The sequence below is a fragment of the Methylobacterium sp. R2-1 genome (assembly GCF_014191355.1).
GTDB lineage: Bacteria > Pseudomonadota > Alphaproteobacteria > Rhizobiales > Beijerinckiaceae > Methylobacterium.
In genome coordinates this window covers 262963-279585 of sequence record NZ_JACHWM010000005.1, presented here as the reverse complement: position 1 = coordinate 279585, position 16623 = coordinate 262963, and the positions used below count along the sequence as shown (strand labels likewise).

Below are 16623 nucleotides of genomic sequence, written 5' to 3'. Positions count from 1 at the left end.
GAAGCAACGTCAGGAGGCTAAGGGAAAATCGTCCTAATACAAGTCTTGACAGAGTTCGGTGCTGCCGCTGGTTGCACCGTCACGGTGGAAAAGTGCCTCACCTCAGGCCTGTGATGGCTTCGTCGGCGACCTCTTGAGAACCTCGGTAATCTCGTCCACCGACTTGCCGCGCACCTCATAGCCCATCCGCTCGAAGCGCTCGATCAGCTGATCGCTGTCGCTCGCGGAGCGGGCGGCCCATTCTGCCAGCGCCGTATTTGTCTTGGACAGTTGTTCGGAGAGGTCGTCATCGCTCATGTCGAAGGAATGCAGCAACGGTTGCTCCGTTCCACGACGAGGGTGTTGATAAGTCGATTCGGTGGGCCCCGCCCGTGCGACGTCCGAAATGAGGTCGGCAACCCACTGCGCCGGTCGCCGAGGCGGCACAGTGGGTTGTGCGTCGAGGTGCGGTGCGAGTGAAGTCAGGCGGCCGCGTCGTAACCGGGGCGCACTTGGCCGAGACCGATCGCCTTGGCGAGATCGGAACGAGCCTTGGCATAGTTCGGCGCCACCATCGGATAGTCGGGCGAAAGGCCCCACTTGGCGCGGTACTGCTCGGGGGAAAGATTGTACTTGGCGCGCAGGTGCCGCTTCAGCGACTTGAAGGTCCGCCCATCCTCCAGGCAGACGATGTAGTCGGGCTGGATCGACTTCTTGATCGGCACGGCCGGCTGCTGCGGCTCCTGAGCGACGGGCTGCGGCGCGGCGACCCGGCCGCTTCCGACTTGGATCAGGGCGCCGTGAATACCGCCGATCAGACCGGCGAGTTCAGCAGCCGGCACCGGGTTGTTGCTCACGTACGCGGCGACGATGTCGGCTGTGAGAGCGACGTAATCGACCGACGGCTCGGTTTCGTTCATGGTCTCGATTGTCCCTTCGCGGTGCATCGCGCGCAATCGATCCAGCCCAGTGTCCAGCGGGAAGAGGACAGGAAAGGACCGGCTTGTGCAATCGTGCCGCTTGTTTTCGGTTTGGAGTGACGCCCCCTCAGTCACGCGTTCTACCTAGGACATCTAAATTAGACCTGCAAGACAGGACGGGTATGCACAACTGAACGGGTCGGCCGCTTCCGGGACGTGCGCAATTTACCGTGAATGCTCCAGCTCGCTTCTCTTAGAGCGGCCGATCGGCTGTGCTTGCCGAGGCGATCGATAAAGGCACGGCCCGCCTTGCGGCCCGCGTCTTGGCGCGGCACACCGACCGTCAATCCGCATGGACACCTTCCAGGCGTTCACCTCAGCGTCTCCCACGCGTATCGACCGGAGTTCGGCGATGACCTTCGAACCACCCGCCTTCGCCCTGCCGCCCGAGGCACCCGCGGCCGAGATGCGTCCGCACGCCTTCGAATTCTTCGGCCGGCGCGTCGAGGATCCCTTCGCGTGGCTCAAAGACGAGAATTGGCGCGCGGTGCTGAAAGACCCGTCGGCGCTGGCGCCGGACATCCGCGCCTATCTCGAGGCCGAGAACGCCTATGCCGAGGCGGCGCTGAGTGGCGCTGCGGACCTGCGCAAGTCCTTGGTCGCCGAGATGCGGGGGCGCATCCGCGAGGACGATTCCTCGGTCCCTGAGCCCGATGGCCCCTTCGCCTACTACTCCCGTCACCGCGAGGGCGGGCAGCATCCGCTGATCTGCCGCCGTCCGCGCGCCGTCCACCGCATCGCCGAGGAGCCTGAGGACGGCGAGATCGGTGAGCAGATCCTGCTCGACGGCGACCGGGAGGGCGAAGGCCTCGCTTTCTTCGAGATCGCCGGCGCGGCCCATTCCGACGACCACCGCTTGCTCGCCTGGGGCGTCGACACCAAGGGCTCGGAACTCCACACCATCCGCGTGCGCGACATCGACACCGGCGAGGACCACCTGGAACGAGTCGAGTCGACCGCGGGTGAGGCGGTGTGGAATGCGGCCGGCACCGCCTTCTTCTACGTGGCGCTCGACGAGAACCACCGTCCGGCCCGCGTCATGCGCCACCGCCTCGGCACCGATCAGGCGGAGGATACCGTTGTCTACGAGGAGTCCGATCCCGGCTTCTTCGTGAATATCGGTCGCACCCAGTCGGGCACCTACCTCACCGTCACCGCGAGCGACCACGAAACCTCGGAGGTGTACCTGCTCGACCGCGCGGACGACGAGGGCGCACTCCGCTGCGTCGCGCCCCGCGAGGAGCGGCTGATCTACTCAGTCGAGCACTGGGGCTCGTATCTCGTCATCCTGACGAACGCCGACGGGGCGGTGGACTTCAAGATCGTCACCTGCCCCCTCGACGCGACCGCGCGCGAGAACTGGCGCGACGCGGTGCCCTACCGGCCCGGTGTGATGATCCGGCACCTGCACGTGCTCGGAAACCACCTCGTGCGGCTCGAACTGGAGAACGCCCTGCCGCGCATTGTCGTGCGCGACATGAAGGGCGAGGAACACACCGTCTCGTTTGCCGAGGAAGCCTACTCGCTCGGGCTGCTACCCGGTTACGAGTTCGAGACGGCCCGCATCCGCTTCACCTACTCGTCGATGACGACTCCGGCCGAGACCTACGACTACGATTGCGTCACCCGCGCCCGCATCCTGCGCAAGCGCCAGACCGTGCCGAGCGGCCACGAGCCGGCCGACTACGTCACCCGCCGCCTGTTCGCGACCGCGCCCGATGGAGAGAGTGTGCCGATCTCGCTGCTGCATCGCCGCGGGCTCGCGCTCGACGGCTCGGCGCCGCTGCTGCTCTACGGCTACGGCTCCTACGGCACGCTGATGCCGGCCGGATTTCGCACCAACCTGCTCAGCCTCGTCGATCGTGGCTTCGTCTACGCCATCGCCCACGTCCGCGGCGGTACGGAGAAGGGCTGGAACTGGTATCTGGACGGCAAGCGCGAGAAGAAGCCCAACACCTTCACCGATTTCGTCGCCTGCGGCCGCGCCTTGATCGAGGCCGGCTATACTTCGCAGGGGCGCATTGTCGCCCATGGCGGCAGCGCTGGCGGCATGCTGATGGGCGCCGCCGCCAACCTCGCACCGGAGCTGTTCGCCGGCATCGTCGCCGACGTGCCCTTCGTCGACGTGCTCAACACGATGCTCGACGCGGATCTGCCGCTCACCCCGCCGGAATGGCCGGAATGGGGCAATCCGGCCGAGAGCGAGGCGGCGTTCAGCACGATCCTGTCCTACTCGCCCTACGACAACGTGGCGGCCAAGGCCTATCCGGCGATCCTGGCACTGGGCGGCCTCACCGACCCGCGCGTCACCTATTGGGAGCCGGCCAAGTGGGTGGCGCGGCTGCGCGCCACGATGACCGGGGGCGGTCCGGTCCTCCTGAAGATCAACATGGAGGCCGGACATGGCGGTGCCGCCGGTCGGTTCGATCGCCTGGAGGAGGTCGGCCTGATCTACGCCTTTGCCCTGATGGCAGCGGCACGCTCCGAAAAGCCCGCCTGACCACAACTGGCGCTGGCCGCGAAGTGTCGCCTGGTCGGCGCTTCGACAAATTCCTTCGAACAGGGCACAACAGCGCCCGTATCTTTGCTACGCTGCCGCAGCAAAGAATAAGATCAGAATAATAATCAAACACGATCGGTCAGGGAGAGATACGATGAAGCACCTCGCGATCGCAGCCGCGTTTCTGCTCGCGCTGCCGTTCGCCGCCGCAGCGCAGGAACCGACGGCAAAGCCGGCGGAGCCCTCGGCCGGCGCGACCGCTCCGAAGGCGCCGCAGACGGCCCAGGAGCGTCAGGAGGCGAATGCCGTGAAGCTGGCCGGCCTCGTCCGCTTCGTCGGCGAATCCTGCAAGGAGGCTCAGCCCGATTACGAGCGGTTCAAGTCAGTGGTCGCGGCCATGGGCGTCGATCTCGACGCGATCTCCAAGGGCGAATTGCTGATGCGCAGCATGGGCTATACCGAAGCCTACCGGAAGAACGTCGATGAGAGTTGCCGCAAGGCGCAGGAGATGTTCGGTGAAAAGGGTACGGCGATCCCCGGCCTCGTCCTGCGCAAGGCCTCGTAACGAAAGCTGCGTTTTAAGCGCCCGTTCACCGCGCTGAGCGAGAGTGCCCGCACGAGTGGCGTTCGGCGCTCGGCCTCTGTCCGAGGTCGGTCGCCGCTGGAAGGCGGGCGTTTCGCGCGATGGGGGGACGGGCCGGTCAGGGAAAGCGGCTGCGCCCGAGCAGGATTCTGCTGTGCGCCGGCCTCGCCGTTGGTCTCTGCACCTGGATTTCGGCGGCGGAGGCGGCCCGGTTGGTCTCCGCCAAGGGCGCGCAGCCTCCGGAAGGCTTCGGCCGCATTGTCCTGACCTTCGATGAGCCGGTGTCCGTCAAGGCGCGTCTGTCGGGCGCGGTCCTCGTGCTCAATTTCGGCGAGGCGGTGGGTGCCGGTCCCGAGCGAATCGCGGCGGGCATGCCGGACTACGTTACCGTCGTGCGGCGAGATCCCGACGGCTCGGCCCTGCGCCTCGCCCTGCAACGCCCCTACCGCATCAACGTGCAGGATGCCGGCGAGCAGGTCTTCATCGATCTGCTGCCGGAAAACTGGACCGGTTTCCTTCCGCCGCTGCCCAGCGAGGTGGTGGTCGACCTCGCTCGCCGGGCCGCGGCCGCCGAGGCGAGCCTGAAGGCCCGCAACCCGGCCCCCGTGCCGCGCCCGCTCACCGTCGAACTCGCCCGAAACGATGCGCGGACCCGGCTCTCGTTGCGTCTTCCGGAGGGCTCCGAGGCCGCCTTCGCGCCGAACGGCACGGGCACGCGCCTGACGCTGCCCGGCGCGTGGCGTGTCGACGACCTCGCCCTCCGGGGACGCCTCGCCCCGAGCATCGGCCGTGTCTCCGTCGAGACGGAGGCGGGCGAGACGCGGATCGTCGCGAATCCGGCCGAGGGCGTGAGCCTCGCCACCGCGCGTGACGAGGATGTCGTGACCATCGACTTTCTCACCAAGCCGAAATCTGCGGATGCGCTGGCACAGCCGGCTACCATCGCCAAAGGCGCGGCGGAGGAATCGAAGGATACAGCGAAGGAGCCGCCTCGGCCCGCCGCGCAAACCGCCGACGCCTCGTCGCGCCGCGCCGCGCCGCCCTCGGCCCCGGTGTCGCGCAAGGCAGGCTCAGGTCTCGTCTTCCCCTTCGCCAAGCGCGTACCGGCGGCTTTGTTCGAGCGCGGCGGCGTCGTCACCCTCGTCTTTGCCACGACCGATTCGGTCGCGGTGCCTCCGCCCGGCGCCACCGGTCTCGTCGCCGTCGCGCCCCCGCAGCGCAGCGGCGGCTTCACGATTCTGCGCTTCGCCGCGCCCACCGGACGGCTCGTGGATCTCCTGCCGGTGACCGAGCCCGGCGGCTGGGAGCTAGTGACCGGTGACGGCCTGTCCCCGAGCGAGAGCCTGACGGCCCAGCGCGCGCCGGCCGCGCAGGGGCGGCTCGGAGTCACGGTGCGGCTGCCCGAGGCCGGCCCTACCGGCTGGCTCGATCTCGACGGCGAGCGCATCGCCGTCGTCACCACCGACGGCAGCCGTCCCGCAGGCATCGCCAAGGCGCAACGCTTCGTCGAGTTCGAGCTGATCCCGAGCCGGCTCGGCCTCGCCGTGCTCGCCAATGCCGACGATCTCATCGTGCGCCCTGACCTCGACGGTGTGACGATCGGCCGTGAGGGCGGCAGGGAGGGTCGCGAGAGCGGACTCGCGGTATCCGGCGTCTCCCGACCCGCCGACCCGCCGGTAGGCACGACCGCGGAACTGGCGATCGACCGCGACGCCTGGGAGAAGGCGCAGCGCGGCGATGTGCGCGCGACGCTGAGGGAAGGGCTGGCCGCCGCCGTCGAGGCTCAGCGTCGCGACCGCGGCGGCGCCCGCCTCGCTCTGGCCCGGGCAATGATCGCCAACGACCTCGATGTTGAGGCGCTCGGCGCGCTGAATGCCGCCGCCGCCGAGGATGTCGTGATCGACGGTGACCGGCAGACCGTGCTGATGCGCGGCATTCTGCTCGCCCGGATCGGACGCGCCGAGGAGGCCCGAAAGCTCCTCTCGGACGAGCGACTCGCCACTAACCCGGAAGCTCGGCTCTGGCGGGGCTACGCCGAGGCCCTGGCCGGCCGGTGGAGCGAGGCGGCGGTCGCCCTGCGCGCCGGCGAAGCGGTCTTGGAGCGCTATCCCGAGCCCCTCGCGTCGCTGTTCCACGCCGCGGCTGCCGAGGCTGCGGTCGAGACCGGCGATTGGGAGGCCGTCACGCGGGAGTCGATCGCGGCCACCCGTGCCGCGACAGAGTACACCCGGGACCGGCTGACCCTGCTGCGGGCGAAGATGGACGAGGCGACCGGGCGGGGTGCGGCGGCGCTGGCGGCCTACGAGACGCTGCGGGACCAAGGGCCGTGGCCCCTGGCTGCAGAGGCGACGCTGCGCGCGGCCTCCCTCGGCCACACGCTCGGCAAGACGGCGTTGCCCGATGCGATCGACCAGCTGGAGGTGCTGGCCTTGACCTGGCACGGTGGCCCGACCGAGATCGGGACGCTGGGCGCGCTCGGCGGGCTCTACGAAGAGGCCGGCCGCTGGCGCAAGATCTTCACCACGGCACGCCGCGCCAATACCCTCGACCCCCAGGCACCGATCGCGCGCGCCCTGCACGAGCGGGCCATGACCGTTTTCGAGGAACTGTTTCTGGGGTCGCGCGGCGAGCGGCTCGGCGGTGTCGAAGCGCTGGCACTGTATTTCGACTTCAAGGACTTCGCGCCGGCGGGCCGGCGGGCCGACGAGATCGTGCGGCGCCTGGCCGATCGCCTCGTCGCCCTCGACCTGCTCGATTCTGCCGATGAGCTGCTGCAATACCAGATCGATCACCGTTTGGAGGGTGCGGCCCGCTCGTCGGTGTCGGCGCGGCTCGCCACGATCCGGCTGATGGAGGGCAGGCCGCTTCAAGCGCTGCAGACGCTCGACGCGACGCACGTGCCCGAGCTTCCCGACGATGTGCGCCGCGCCCGCGCGTTGCTGCGGGCCCGCGCCCTGTCGGATCTGTCGCGCACCGATCTCGCCCTGGAAACCGTCGAGGGTGAGACCGGGGCCGATGCCGAGCGGCTACGGGCCGACATCCTGTGGGCGGCCCGGCGCTGGCGCGAGGCGGGCGAGGCACACGAAATGATCCTCGGGCCCGCTTGGCGCTCGGGCAAGCCCCTCGACGAAACGGCGCGGGCCGACGTGATCCGCGCCGGTATCGCCTACGGCCTCGCGGGTGAGTCGCTGGGGCTTGAGCGGCTCAAGGCGAAGTTCGCGGGACCCATGGCCGAGAGCGCGGATGCCCGCACCTTCGCCATGCTGACGAGACCGGACGCACCCCGCTCGGCAGCCTTCCGCGACGCGGCGTTGCGCGCCACGAAAGCGGAAACGCTCGCCGCCTTCCTCTCGGAATACCGTAAGCGCTACCCCGACAGCGCCGTGCCGGAGCCCGGCAGCGCCGCGACGGGCAACCGAGCCGAGGTCCCGTCCACGCCGCCGGGGTAACGATCAGTACGAGCGACGGCCGCGCTGCGCGTCGATGCTCCACGGGCCGGGGCCGGCGAAGGCGATGTAGAGGAAGACGAAGCAGTACAGGATCGCCGCATCGCCGCCGTTCAGTGCCGGGAAGAAGCTCTTGGGAGCGTGGGCGAGGAAGTAGGCGAAGGCCATCTCACCGGAGAGGATGAAGGCCACGGGACGGCTGAACAGCCCGACCACGAGCAATGCGCCGCCGACGAGTTCGAGCAGGCCTGCGACGCCGGACATCGACATCAGCGGCGGGTTCATCGAACTCGCCGGGAAGCCGAGGATCTTCTGCGTGCCGTGCGCCATGAAGATCAGCGCGGAGACGATCCGCAGCACGCTCAGCATTCGCGGTGCCCATTGCGCGGTAACGCTCGTCAGATCCATGCCACGACTTCCTCTCTCCGCGGGCGCCGCAACCTCGAATCGAATCGCCGCGGGCCTCACCCTCCGTAGCTTTGAATGAGGGAGCCTGCCACCAGGGTCCAGCCGTCGACGAGAACGAAAAAGATCAGCTTGAACGGCAGCGCGACGGTGGCCGGCGGCAGCATCATCATGCCCATCGCCATCAGCACCGAGGCGACCACGAGGTCGATGATCAGGAAGGGGATGAACAGAAGAAAGCCGATCTCGAAGGCGCGCCGCAGCTCCGAGATCATGAAGGCGGGGGTGACGATCTCCAGGCCGATCGCCTCGGGGCCCGCCGGAGCCGGCTGACGTGCCATGTCGAGGAAGAGCTTGAGGTCCTTCTCACGCACGTTGCGGAGCATAAAGGTCTTGAACGGTGCGGAGGCTCGCTCGAAGGCCTGGGACTGGCTGATCTGGCCCGCGACCAGCGGCTCGACCCCGGTGCGGTAGGCCTCCCGCGCCGTCGGCGCCATCACGAAGGCGGTCAGGAACAGGGCGAGGCTCACCATCACGGTGTTGGGTGGTGCGGTCTGCGTGCCGAGCGCCGAGCGCAGGATCGACAGCACCACGACGATCCGGGTGAACGAGGTCGCCATCACCAGCACGGAGGGCGCGAGCGCCAGGACCGTGATCAGTGCGACGAGTTGCAGCGCCCGCTCCGTGGTGCCGCCCGCGCCGAGATCGAGGGTGACGCTCTGCGCCAGCGCCGCGCCGGAGCCGCCCGTCAGCAGCAGGACGGTCAGGATCGTCGTGAGGAGAGGGAATCGCGGCAGGAGCCGGCCGGGGAGGGGGATCATCGCGGGCCGCACCCTGGGGCGTGACGCGGCCGCGCACAAGCGACGCGAGGACACGCCGGCGGGGGATCACACGTCGTCGCCGACGACGCCCGCCTCGTCCTGGGCCTGAAGCACTGCCGGGCGCGGCATCGAGATGATGTTGTAGCCCGAATCGACGAAGTGGATTTCGCCGGTCACACCGCCCGAGAGGTCGGAGAGAAGGTAGAGGGCGGAATTGCCGACATCGTCCAGCGTCACCGTGCGCCGCAGCGGGGCATGCGCCTTCTGGTGGTTGTACATCAGCCGGGCGTCGGCGATGCCCGCACCGGCTAGCGTCCGCATCGGCCCCGCCGAGAGCGCGTTGACGCGGATGCCGTCGGGCCCGAGATCAGTGGCGAGATAGCGGACCGAGGCTTCGAGCGCGGCCTTGGCCACGCCCATCACGTTGTAGTTCGGCATGACGCGGGTCGAGCCGGCATAGGTCAGGGTCAGCAGCGAGCCGCCCCGGGGCATCCGCGCGGCGGCGCGCTGGGCTATCTCGGTGAAGGAGAAGCAGGAGATCGTCATGGTGCGCGAGAAGTTCGCGCGGGTAGTGACGTCGACGTAGCGGCCCTTGAGTTGCGCCTTGTCGGAAAAGCCGATGGCGTGAACGATGAAGTCGATCCCGTCGGGAAAGCGCTCATCGAGCGCCGCAAAGGCGGCATCGACTGTCGGGATGTCCTCCACGTCGCAGGGCAGCACGATGTCCGACCCGACGGAGGCGGCCAGCGGCGTCACCCGGCGGCCGAGCGCCTCGCCCTGATAGGTGAATGCGAGTTCTGCACCGTGCCGATGCAGGGTCTTGGCGATGCCCCACGCGATCGAATGATCGTTGGCGACCCCCATGATGAGGCCGCGCTTGCCCGCCATCAAACCCGTCATTCTCTAACCCGTACGCGTTCGGTCCGGCGCTGAGCGCCCCGTCCGAGGCTTAGCCCGCCGGGCGAGGGCCTGTCCACGCGTGGCGCCGGATTGGCGCGGGGCAGCGACGGACAGTCCAAGACAGAAGGTAAGAAAAAATCCCCGACGTGAGTGCGGCGGGGCCGAATGATCGATGTGCGCGGAACGATGGTCTCAGAAGTAGCCGCCGGTCCCTGCCTGCGCGTCGTCGATCAACGCCTGCTTGGCACGCACCGCAAAGGTCGCAGCGAGGGCGATGCCAGTCATAGTCAGCAGAGCGAGAGCGGCGATCATGTTGTAAACCTGCCTTTCGAAGCAGGAACGCGGCGGAAATTGGCCGGTTCCACCGATCCATCAGACGACGGCTCGGAGAATGCTTGGCCGTTGTTTCGCAGATGCGAAAGAGGATGCCGCCGCAGGGCCCGGCCATGCGGCAGTGGCGTTCATGCGTCCGGGTGCTTGAGCACCAGCGTCGCGTTGGTCCCGCCGAAGCCGAAGGAATTCGACATGACGTGGCCGAGCTGCACCCCGTCACGGCGCTGGCGCAGGATCGGCATGTCGGCGAAGGCCGGATCGAGTTCTTCGATATGCGCGCTCTCGCAGATGAAGCCGTTGTTCATCATCAGGAGCGCGTAGATCGCCTCCTGGACGCCGGTGGCGCCCAGAGAATGTCCGGTGAGCGACTTGGTGGCCGAGATCGGCGGGCAGGCTTCACCGGCGCCGAACACCTCGCGAATCGCCTCGATCTCCTTGTCGTCGCCGACCGGCGTCGAGGTAGCGTGCGGGTTGATGTAGTCGATCTTGGCGCCCTTCAGATCTTCCATGGCCTGACGCATGCAGCGCACCGCGCCCTCGCCGGAGGGGGCGACCATGTCGTGCCCGTCGGAGGTGGCGCCGTAGCCGGCCACCTCGCCGTAGATCCGTGCGCCGCGGGCCTTGGCGTGCTCGAACTCCTCCAGCACCAGTACGCCGGCGCCGCCCGCGATGACGAAGCCGTCGCGGTTCACGTCGTAGGCACGGGAGGCGCGGGCGGGGGTGTCGTTGTAGCGCGAGGACATGGCGCCCATGGCGTCGAACAGGACGGATAGGGTCCAATCCAGTTCCTCGCAGCCGCCGGCGAAGATGACGTCCTGCCGCCCGCCGCGGATGATCTCGGCGGCGTTGCCGATGCAGTGATTCGACGTCGCGCAGGCCGAGGAGATCGAGTAGTTGACGCCGCGGATCTTGAACCACGTGGCGAGTGTGGCCGAGGCGGTCGAGGACATCGCCTTCGGCACCGCGAACGGGCCGACCCGCTTTGGCCCCTTCTCGCGGGCGATGGCGGCGGATTCGACGATGGTGCGTGTCGAGGGGCCGCCGGAGCCCATGATGATGCCGGTGCGGTCGTTGGAGATCTCCCGCTCCTCAAGGCCGGCATCGCGGATCGCCTGATCCATGGCGATGTGGTTCCAGGCGGTGCCGCCCCCGTGGAAGCGCATGGCGCGCCGGTCGACGACCCCTTCAGGATCGATCGTCGGCGCACCCGCGACCTGGCTGCGGAAGCCATGTGCGGCCTGCGAGTCAGAGCGCGCGATCCCGGAGCGGGCCTCGCGCAGGGAGGCCAGGACCTCCTGAGTATTGTTGCCGATGGACGAGACGATGCCCATCCCGGTGATGACGACACGCCGCATGATGGCTCGTGCTGCTGGCGCCGCGGCTGGTGCGGCGTTTCCTCGGGGAGGTCAGTTAGGATGATGCGCGACCAATCTCAACCACGCTTCAAGGGACCATCACCGAACCGGCAGTCGGTTCGGTGCGAATAATCCTTCAAAACGGGGGGTACGGCGCGGCTTCAGGCGCGGAACAGGGCCACGCGCAGGTCGTTCGCCTCGTAGATGCGCCGGCCGTCCGCTTCGAGCCAGCCATCGGCGATGCCCAGCACGAGCTTGCCCTGACGCACGCGCTTGATGTCGATGCCGTAGACGACCCGCTTGACCGTCGGCAGGACCTGATCGGTGAACTTCACCTCGCCCACGCCCAGCGCCCGGCCGCGGCCCAGCGCACCGAGCCAACCGAGATGGAAGCCGACGAGCTGCCACAGGGCGTCAAGTCCGAGGCAGCCGGGCATGACCGGATCGTCCTTGAAGTGGCAAGGGAAGAACCAGAGGTCCGGCCTGATGTCGAACTCGGCCAGCACGTGCCCCTTGCCATGGGCGCCGCCCTCGGTCCCGATCGAGGTGATCCGGTCGAACATCAGCATCGGCGGGAGCGGAAGCTGGGCATTGCCCGCCCCGAACAGCTCACCGCGCCCGCAGGCCAGGAGATCCTCGTAGGAGAAGCTCGAAGCGCGCTGCGGAGAAGCGCCGTCGGGTTGCTGGTCGAGAGAGGCCATGGATGACGTACGGGTCCTCAGTGACGGACGGGTCCGATGCCGGAGAGCGGACGGGGCGTGACGGAATGGGCGCCTCGTTAGCACAGCCTTCCCGTGCTCACAAAGCCGCCCCGGCTCGGTGCCGACCACCGGCCGACGAACCACCGGCTGACGACCGTTCAACGCGCGCCGGCTCGGGAGGAGCCATGCGTCTTTCACGTATCAAGCCGGAGTTGGAACCTGCACGGGTTGCCGCAGGGCTTCATGATCCGTATAATTTCCTTCGCTATACTCATTCTAAATAAGTGGGAATCGTTCCCAGCAATGTCTGATCTGACGCCTCTCCAGGCCGTGCTGAACGCTCGGTCCCTCTCGCCGGTCGACGGCGCCGGCCGTCGGGGCTGCCCGCTTTCCGACCTGCGCGATCGTCTGCGCCGGGCCGGCCTTCGCCCGACCCGCCAGCGCCTCTCGCTCGGCTGGCTCCTTTTCGGCCGTGGCGATCGTCACCTGACGGCGGAAATGCTCTACGACGAGGCGATGCGCGCGAAGGTGCCGGTTTCGCTGGCGACCGTCTACAACACGCTGCATCAGTTCACCGAGGCGGGCCTGCTGCGCCAACTCGCGCTCGATGGGTCGAAGGCCTATTTCGATACCAATCCGAGTGAGCATCACCATTTCTTCCTCGAGGAAGAGGGCGAGGTTCTCGACATGCCGGAATGCGGCATCTCGGTCGACTCACTGCCCGAGGCGCCCGAGGGCATGGAGATTGCCGGCGTCGAGGTGATCGTCCGCCTGCGCCGCCGCAAGGTGTCCGGCCGCGCCTGATTCGGCGCTGCCCGTTGCCGAACGAAAAGGCCCGGCATGCCGGGCCTTTTTTTATTGTCGGCCGTGTCGCTTACTCTACCCGCTCATCGGGGTAGACGCCCCACAGGCGGCTCTGGCGGATATAGCCGTCGACATCGCCGCGCTTGTCCGGAAGCGGTACCACGAGGCGGCACCACGTGCCGGTGCAGCTCTTCACGCTGCCGATCACTCCAGGCTGCAGCCGCGCCTGCTCGCCCGACTGCTCGTCAGCGCGAGCGTTGAGCGGCACGGTGGCCTTGGCCGCGTCGGCCCGCTCACCGGAGGGCGGAATCACCACGGCGGTGCGGCGGCCCGACAGCAGCGAGTGCAAGACCCAGCCCTCGGTCCCTTCCGAATCGCGGATGCGGCGCCACGTCTCGAACTCGGCCACGATTTCCACCGGCAGACCCTCGCGCTGGAACACCCACAGGGTGCGGTGGTCCTTCGAGGGCCCCTCGCGCAAGTTGACGCGGTTTGTCTTCAGGCTGGCGTAGCGCGGCAGCGGCAGCTTGGTCACTGGCCCCTTTCCGACCTCCGGCGCAGGGGCGGGGGCCGGCGCGGCCTCAGCGGTCAGCGGAACAAGCAGCGCGAAGACGGCTGCGAGCAGCGCGAGGCGGACGGGATTCATGGGGGGGTGGTTCATCGAGGGAAGCTCAGGCGGGCGCATCGTGCCTCGTCTCCGATCCGTGGCTCCAAAGTCGTTCGTGCGGTGATGTCGCGGCGCAGGCCGGAACATCGGTGGGCGGGCGCGCGATCGGTCGGCCCTTCGACACTGATCCATTGAGGTCAGGGCCGCATTGTGTTCGCCGACCTCTCTGCTAGAGAGGCCGAACGTCCTGCGGCGGGCCGGCGAGCCCGGTCCGCCTCCGCTCCATCTGACCGCGTCATGGTTAAGGGAGCGTAAGCCGGCCCTCCGCGGGGAGGCGGTCGGCGCAGGCCGGGAACGCGGGACGGCGTCGTCGGGAGGAAACATGTCGTCGTTGAAGCGCAAGCCGCTGGTGGTCGTCACCCGGCGCCTGCCGGATGCGGTCGAGACGCGCATGCGCGAGTTGTTCGATACACGTCTCAATCACGATGACGCGCCGCTCTCCCAGGAGACGCTCGCCGCCGCGATCCGCGAGGCGGACGTGCTCGTCCCCACCGTGACCGACGAGATCGGAGCCGGGCTGCTGGCTCAGGCCGGGCCGAACCTGCGGCTCATCGCCAATTTCGGCAACGGCGTGGATCACATCGACGTCGCCGCGGCTTTGGAGCGCGGCATCACGGTTACCAACACGCCGGGCGTGCTGACCGAGGACACCGCCGACATGACCATGGCGCTGATCCTGGCGGTGGCCCGCAGGATCGCGGAAGGCGCGCGCATCATCCCCGACGACGACTGGACGACCGGCTGGTCGCCGACCTGGATGCTCGGCCGGCGCATCACGGGCAAACGCCTCGGCATCGTCGGCATGGGCCGTATCGGCCAGGCGCTCGCCCGCCGGGCCAAGGCCTTCGGCCTGTCGATCCACTATCACAACCGCCGCCGGGTGCCGACCCATATCGAGGAATCGCTCGACGCGACTTACTGGGAATCTCTGGATCAGATGCTGGCGCGGGTGGACATCGTGTCGGTCAACTGCCCGCACACCCCTGCAACCTATCACCTGCTCTCGGCACGCCGCCTCAAACTGCTCAAGCCCGAGGCGATCGTCGTCAACACCGCTCGCGGCGAGGTGATCGACGAGAACGCACTCGCGCGCCTGATCGAGGGCGGCGAGATTTCGGCGGCCGGCCTCGACGTGTTCGAGCAGGAGCCGGCGGTGAGCCCGCGCCTCGTGCGACTCGCCCGCACCGGCAAGGTGGTGCTGCTGCCGCATATGGGCTCGGCGACGCACGAGAGCCGCACCGACATGGGCGAGAAGGTCATCATCAACATCAAGACCTTCATGGACGGCCACCGCCCGCCGGACCGCATCCTCCCGAGCATGCTCTGAGGTCAGCGCGAAAGTAGGCAGCCGGCCGTTGGGTGGGTTGCTGCCTGCCCGCTTCGCTGACCGAGCGCGATCGCTCTCAGCCCAGCATCGACGGCACGCGGTCAGCGCGGATTGCCGCCCGGGCCTGCGCCGAATCGACATCCATCTGCGCGATTAACGCCTCGGCGCTCGAAAACCTCTTCTCGCCGCGCAGATAGGCCAGCAGCTCCACCGCGACTTCCTGACCGTAGAGGTCGCCCGAGAAGTCGAACAGGTGCGCTTCGAGGAGCGGTGCGCCGTCGTCGAAGGTCGGGCGGCGGCCGTAGCTCGCCACACCGTCGCACAGGCGACCGTCGGCGAGGCGCACCCGCACCGCATAGATGCCGTGGGCGAGTCCGCACGACTCGAGAGCCAGATTGGCAGTGGGATAACCGAGGGTGCGTCCACGCTTGTCGCCGTGGCGCACCTGCGCCAGCACGAACCAGCGGTAGCCGAGAAGGTCGTTGGCACGTGCGACATCGCCGGAGGCAAGGGCGGCGCGGATCGCGCTCGACGAAATCGGCGCGTCGCCGGGATCGGCTGAGACCGCCGGAACGATGCGGCAGGACAGACCGGCATCCTCGCAGAGTTCGGCGAGAATGCCCGGCGAGCCCTCCCGTCCGCGGCCGAAATGGAAGTCATGGCCGATCACCACGCCGGTCAGCCCGAGTTCGTCGCGCAGCCAGCCTTCCACGAAGTCGCGCGCACCGGTGCCGGCGAGCCGCGCATCGAATCGACGGACGATCAGCCCGTCGAGCCCGAGCCGCGCGAACACGATCTCCTTGGCTCGCGGGCCAGTGAGCCGGAACATCGGCTGGTCGGGCGCGAAGAAGGCGCGCGGATGCGGCTCGAAGGTCAGCACAGCGGCGGGGCGCGACCCAGCCTCTTCACGCACGGTCTCGATCAGCGTCCTATGTCCGCGATGCACCCCGTCAAAATTGCCGAGCGCGGCGACGGCGCCTGCCAGGGCGGGAGGCACCGGATCGTCCTCACGGCAGACCGTGAAGGGCTTTGGGGAGTAGGGGAGGCCGGTCCCGGTGTGCGGCACGGCGTTCTCGTCGCCTGAGGGCATCGGCTCCTGCGATCGGATGTCTTTGTCAGGTCTCAAGGGCATGTCGGGACGGGCGTCTCGACCGGAAGCGCCGACGCGGCCGGCATCGTTCGCCGTTGCCCCGCGGGGCCGGAGACTTGGCGAAATCAGTCTCCCCGGTCAAGCGAATCAGATCGGTCGCCGGATTAACCGCTTCGCAATGCGGGCCGCCTATTGTTCGTGGGACGGAAGGCAGCTCCGCTCACACGCGTCGATGCGACGTTGGTCGCTCGAGAGGGCCGCGCGCCGCCAGTAACGATCAGGGACACGGAGCACACGTCATATGGCCCTCGACCTCAGCATGCCTATCCTGGTGGTCGACGACTACCAGACCATGGTGCGCATCATCCGCAACCTTCTGAAGCAACTCGGCTTCGAGGACGTGGATGACGCCTCCGACGGCACCGCCGCTCTGGCGCGCCTGAAGGGACGCAAGTACGGCCTCGTCATTTCGGATTGGAACATGGAGCCGATGACCGGCTACGAGCTTCTGCGCCATGTCCGCGCCGATGAGGGCCTGCGCACGACGCCGTTCATCATGGTCACCGCCGAGTCGAAGACCGAGAACGTCATCGCCGCCAAGAAAGCCGGCGTGAACAACTACATCGTCAAGCCCTTCAATGCCGCGACGCTGAAGTCGAAGATCGAGGCGGTCTGCGGAGCCTGATCACTCGGGCCGCCGGCGATCCCTCTTCTCGCGAGGAGGCGATGCAT

Annotated in this window: 15 protein-coding genes; 6 read left to right on the top strand and 9 right to left on the bottom strand. The window is 68.1% G+C overall.

Going from position 1 to position 16623, the window contains the following annotated elements; genetic code table 11:
• Positions 1-102 precede the first annotated feature (102 nt).
• Both FHU13_RS09715 and FHU13_RS09710 read right to left on the bottom strand, forming a co-directional pair.
• Positions 103-297, bottom strand: coding sequence for a hypothetical protein (locus FHU13_RS09715; protein WP_183435707.1), 195 nt, complete (start codon positions 295-297; stop codon positions 103-105).
• Between the two features lie 164 nt (positions 298-461).
• Complete coding sequence (locus FHU13_RS09710) at positions 462-899, bottom strand: MucR family transcriptional regulator (protein WP_183435648.1); 438 nt, start codon at positions 897-899, stop codon at positions 462-464.
• Between the two features lie 412 nt (positions 900-1311).
• On the opposite strand from FHU13_RS09710, the gene FHU13_RS09705 reads away from it, so the two are divergent.
• The 3 genes from FHU13_RS09705 to FHU13_RS09695 all read left to right on the top strand — a co-directional run bounded on the left by FHU13_RS09705 (position 1312) and on the right by FHU13_RS09695 (position 7491).
• Entirely contained in the window at positions 1312-3459 is a 2148-nt protein-coding gene (locus tag FHU13_RS09705; protein ID WP_183435647.1) for a S9 family peptidase, read from the top strand.
• Between the two features lie 154 nt (positions 3460-3613).
• Positions 3614-4024, top strand: coding sequence for a hypothetical protein (locus tag FHU13_RS09700; protein WP_183435646.1), 411 nt, complete (start codon positions 3614-3616; stop codon positions 4022-4024).
• Between the two features lie 119 nt (positions 4025-4143).
• Positions 4144-7491 carry a hypothetical protein gene (locus FHU13_RS09695; protein ID WP_183435645.1) on the top strand — a complete coding sequence of 1116 codons (3348 nt, stop codon included), beginning with the start codon at positions 4144-4146 and terminating at the stop codon, positions 7489-7491.
• 3 nt (positions 7492-7494) lie between these two features.
• On the opposite strand, the gene FHU13_RS09690 is transcribed toward FHU13_RS09695, so the two are convergent.
• The 5 genes from FHU13_RS09690 to fabA form a co-directional block, all read right to left on the bottom strand.
• Entirely contained in the window at positions 7495-7896 is a 402-nt protein-coding gene (locus tag FHU13_RS09690) for a DoxX family protein (RefSeq protein ID WP_183435644.1), read from the bottom strand.
• Positions 7897-7952: 56 nt separating this feature from the next.
• Positions 7953-8714, bottom strand: coding sequence for a flagellar type III secretion system pore protein FliP (gene fliP, locus FHU13_RS09685; RefSeq protein ID WP_183435643.1), 762 nt, complete (start codon positions 8712-8714; stop codon positions 7953-7955).
• 66 nt (positions 8715-8780) lie between these two features.
• Positions 8781-9614, bottom strand: coding sequence for an enoyl-ACP reductase FabI (fabI, locus tag FHU13_RS09680; protein ID WP_183435642.1), 834 nt, complete (start codon positions 9612-9614; stop codon positions 8781-8783).
• 461 nt (positions 9615-10075) lie between these two features.
• Positions 10076-11302: a beta-ketoacyl-ACP synthase I gene (gene fabB, locus FHU13_RS09675; RefSeq protein WP_183435641.1), complete on the bottom strand. Its 1227-nt coding sequence runs from the start codon at positions 11300-11302 to the stop codon at positions 10076-10078.
• A 161-nt stretch (positions 11303-11463) separates the two neighbouring features.
• Positions 11464-12003, bottom strand: a complete 540-nt coding sequence (fabA, locus tag FHU13_RS09670; RefSeq protein ID WP_183435640.1) for a 3-hydroxyacyl-[acyl-carrier-protein] dehydratase FabA — start codon at positions 12001-12003, stop codon at positions 11464-11466.
• Between the two features lie 303 nt (positions 12004-12306).
• Between fabA and irr the strand changes: the two genes are divergently transcribed.
• A complete protein-coding gene (gene irr / locus FHU13_RS09665) occupies positions 12307-12807 on the top strand; it encodes a Fur family transcriptional regulator Irr (protein ID WP_012452428.1) in 501 nt (166 codons plus the stop codon).
• Between the two features lie 70 nt (positions 12808-12877).
• Here irr and FHU13_RS09660 read toward each other — a convergent pair whose 3' ends face one another.
• Positions 12878-13492 (bottom strand): SH3 domain-containing protein, encoded by a 615-nt coding sequence (locus FHU13_RS09660; RefSeq protein WP_183435639.1) that lies wholly within the window; start codon positions 13490-13492, stop codon positions 12878-12880.
• Positions 13493-13796: 304 nt separating this feature from the next.
• Here FHU13_RS09660 and FHU13_RS09655 point away from each other — a divergent pair, with 304 nt between their 5' ends.
• The gene (locus FHU13_RS09655) at positions 13797-14801 is read left to right on the top strand and encodes a 2-hydroxyacid dehydrogenase (protein WP_183435638.1); all 1005 of its coding nucleotides are present in this window, start codon (positions 13797-13799) and stop codon (positions 14799-14801) included.
• A gap of 76 nt (positions 14802-14877) precedes the next feature.
• On the opposite strand, the gene FHU13_RS09650 is transcribed toward FHU13_RS09655, so the two are convergent.
• A complete protein-coding gene (locus tag FHU13_RS09650) occupies positions 14878-15891 on the bottom strand; it encodes a bifunctional riboflavin kinase/FAD synthetase (protein ID WP_183435637.1) in 1014 nt (337 codons plus the stop codon).
• A gap of 301 nt (positions 15892-16192) precedes the next feature.
• Here FHU13_RS09650 and FHU13_RS09645 point away from each other — a divergent pair, with 301 nt between their 5' ends.
• Positions 16193-16576 (top strand): response regulator, encoded by a 384-nt coding sequence (locus FHU13_RS09645; protein ID WP_003604011.1) that lies wholly within the window; start codon positions 16193-16195, stop codon positions 16574-16576.
• The last annotated feature ends 47 nt before the right edge of the window (positions 16577-16623 follow it).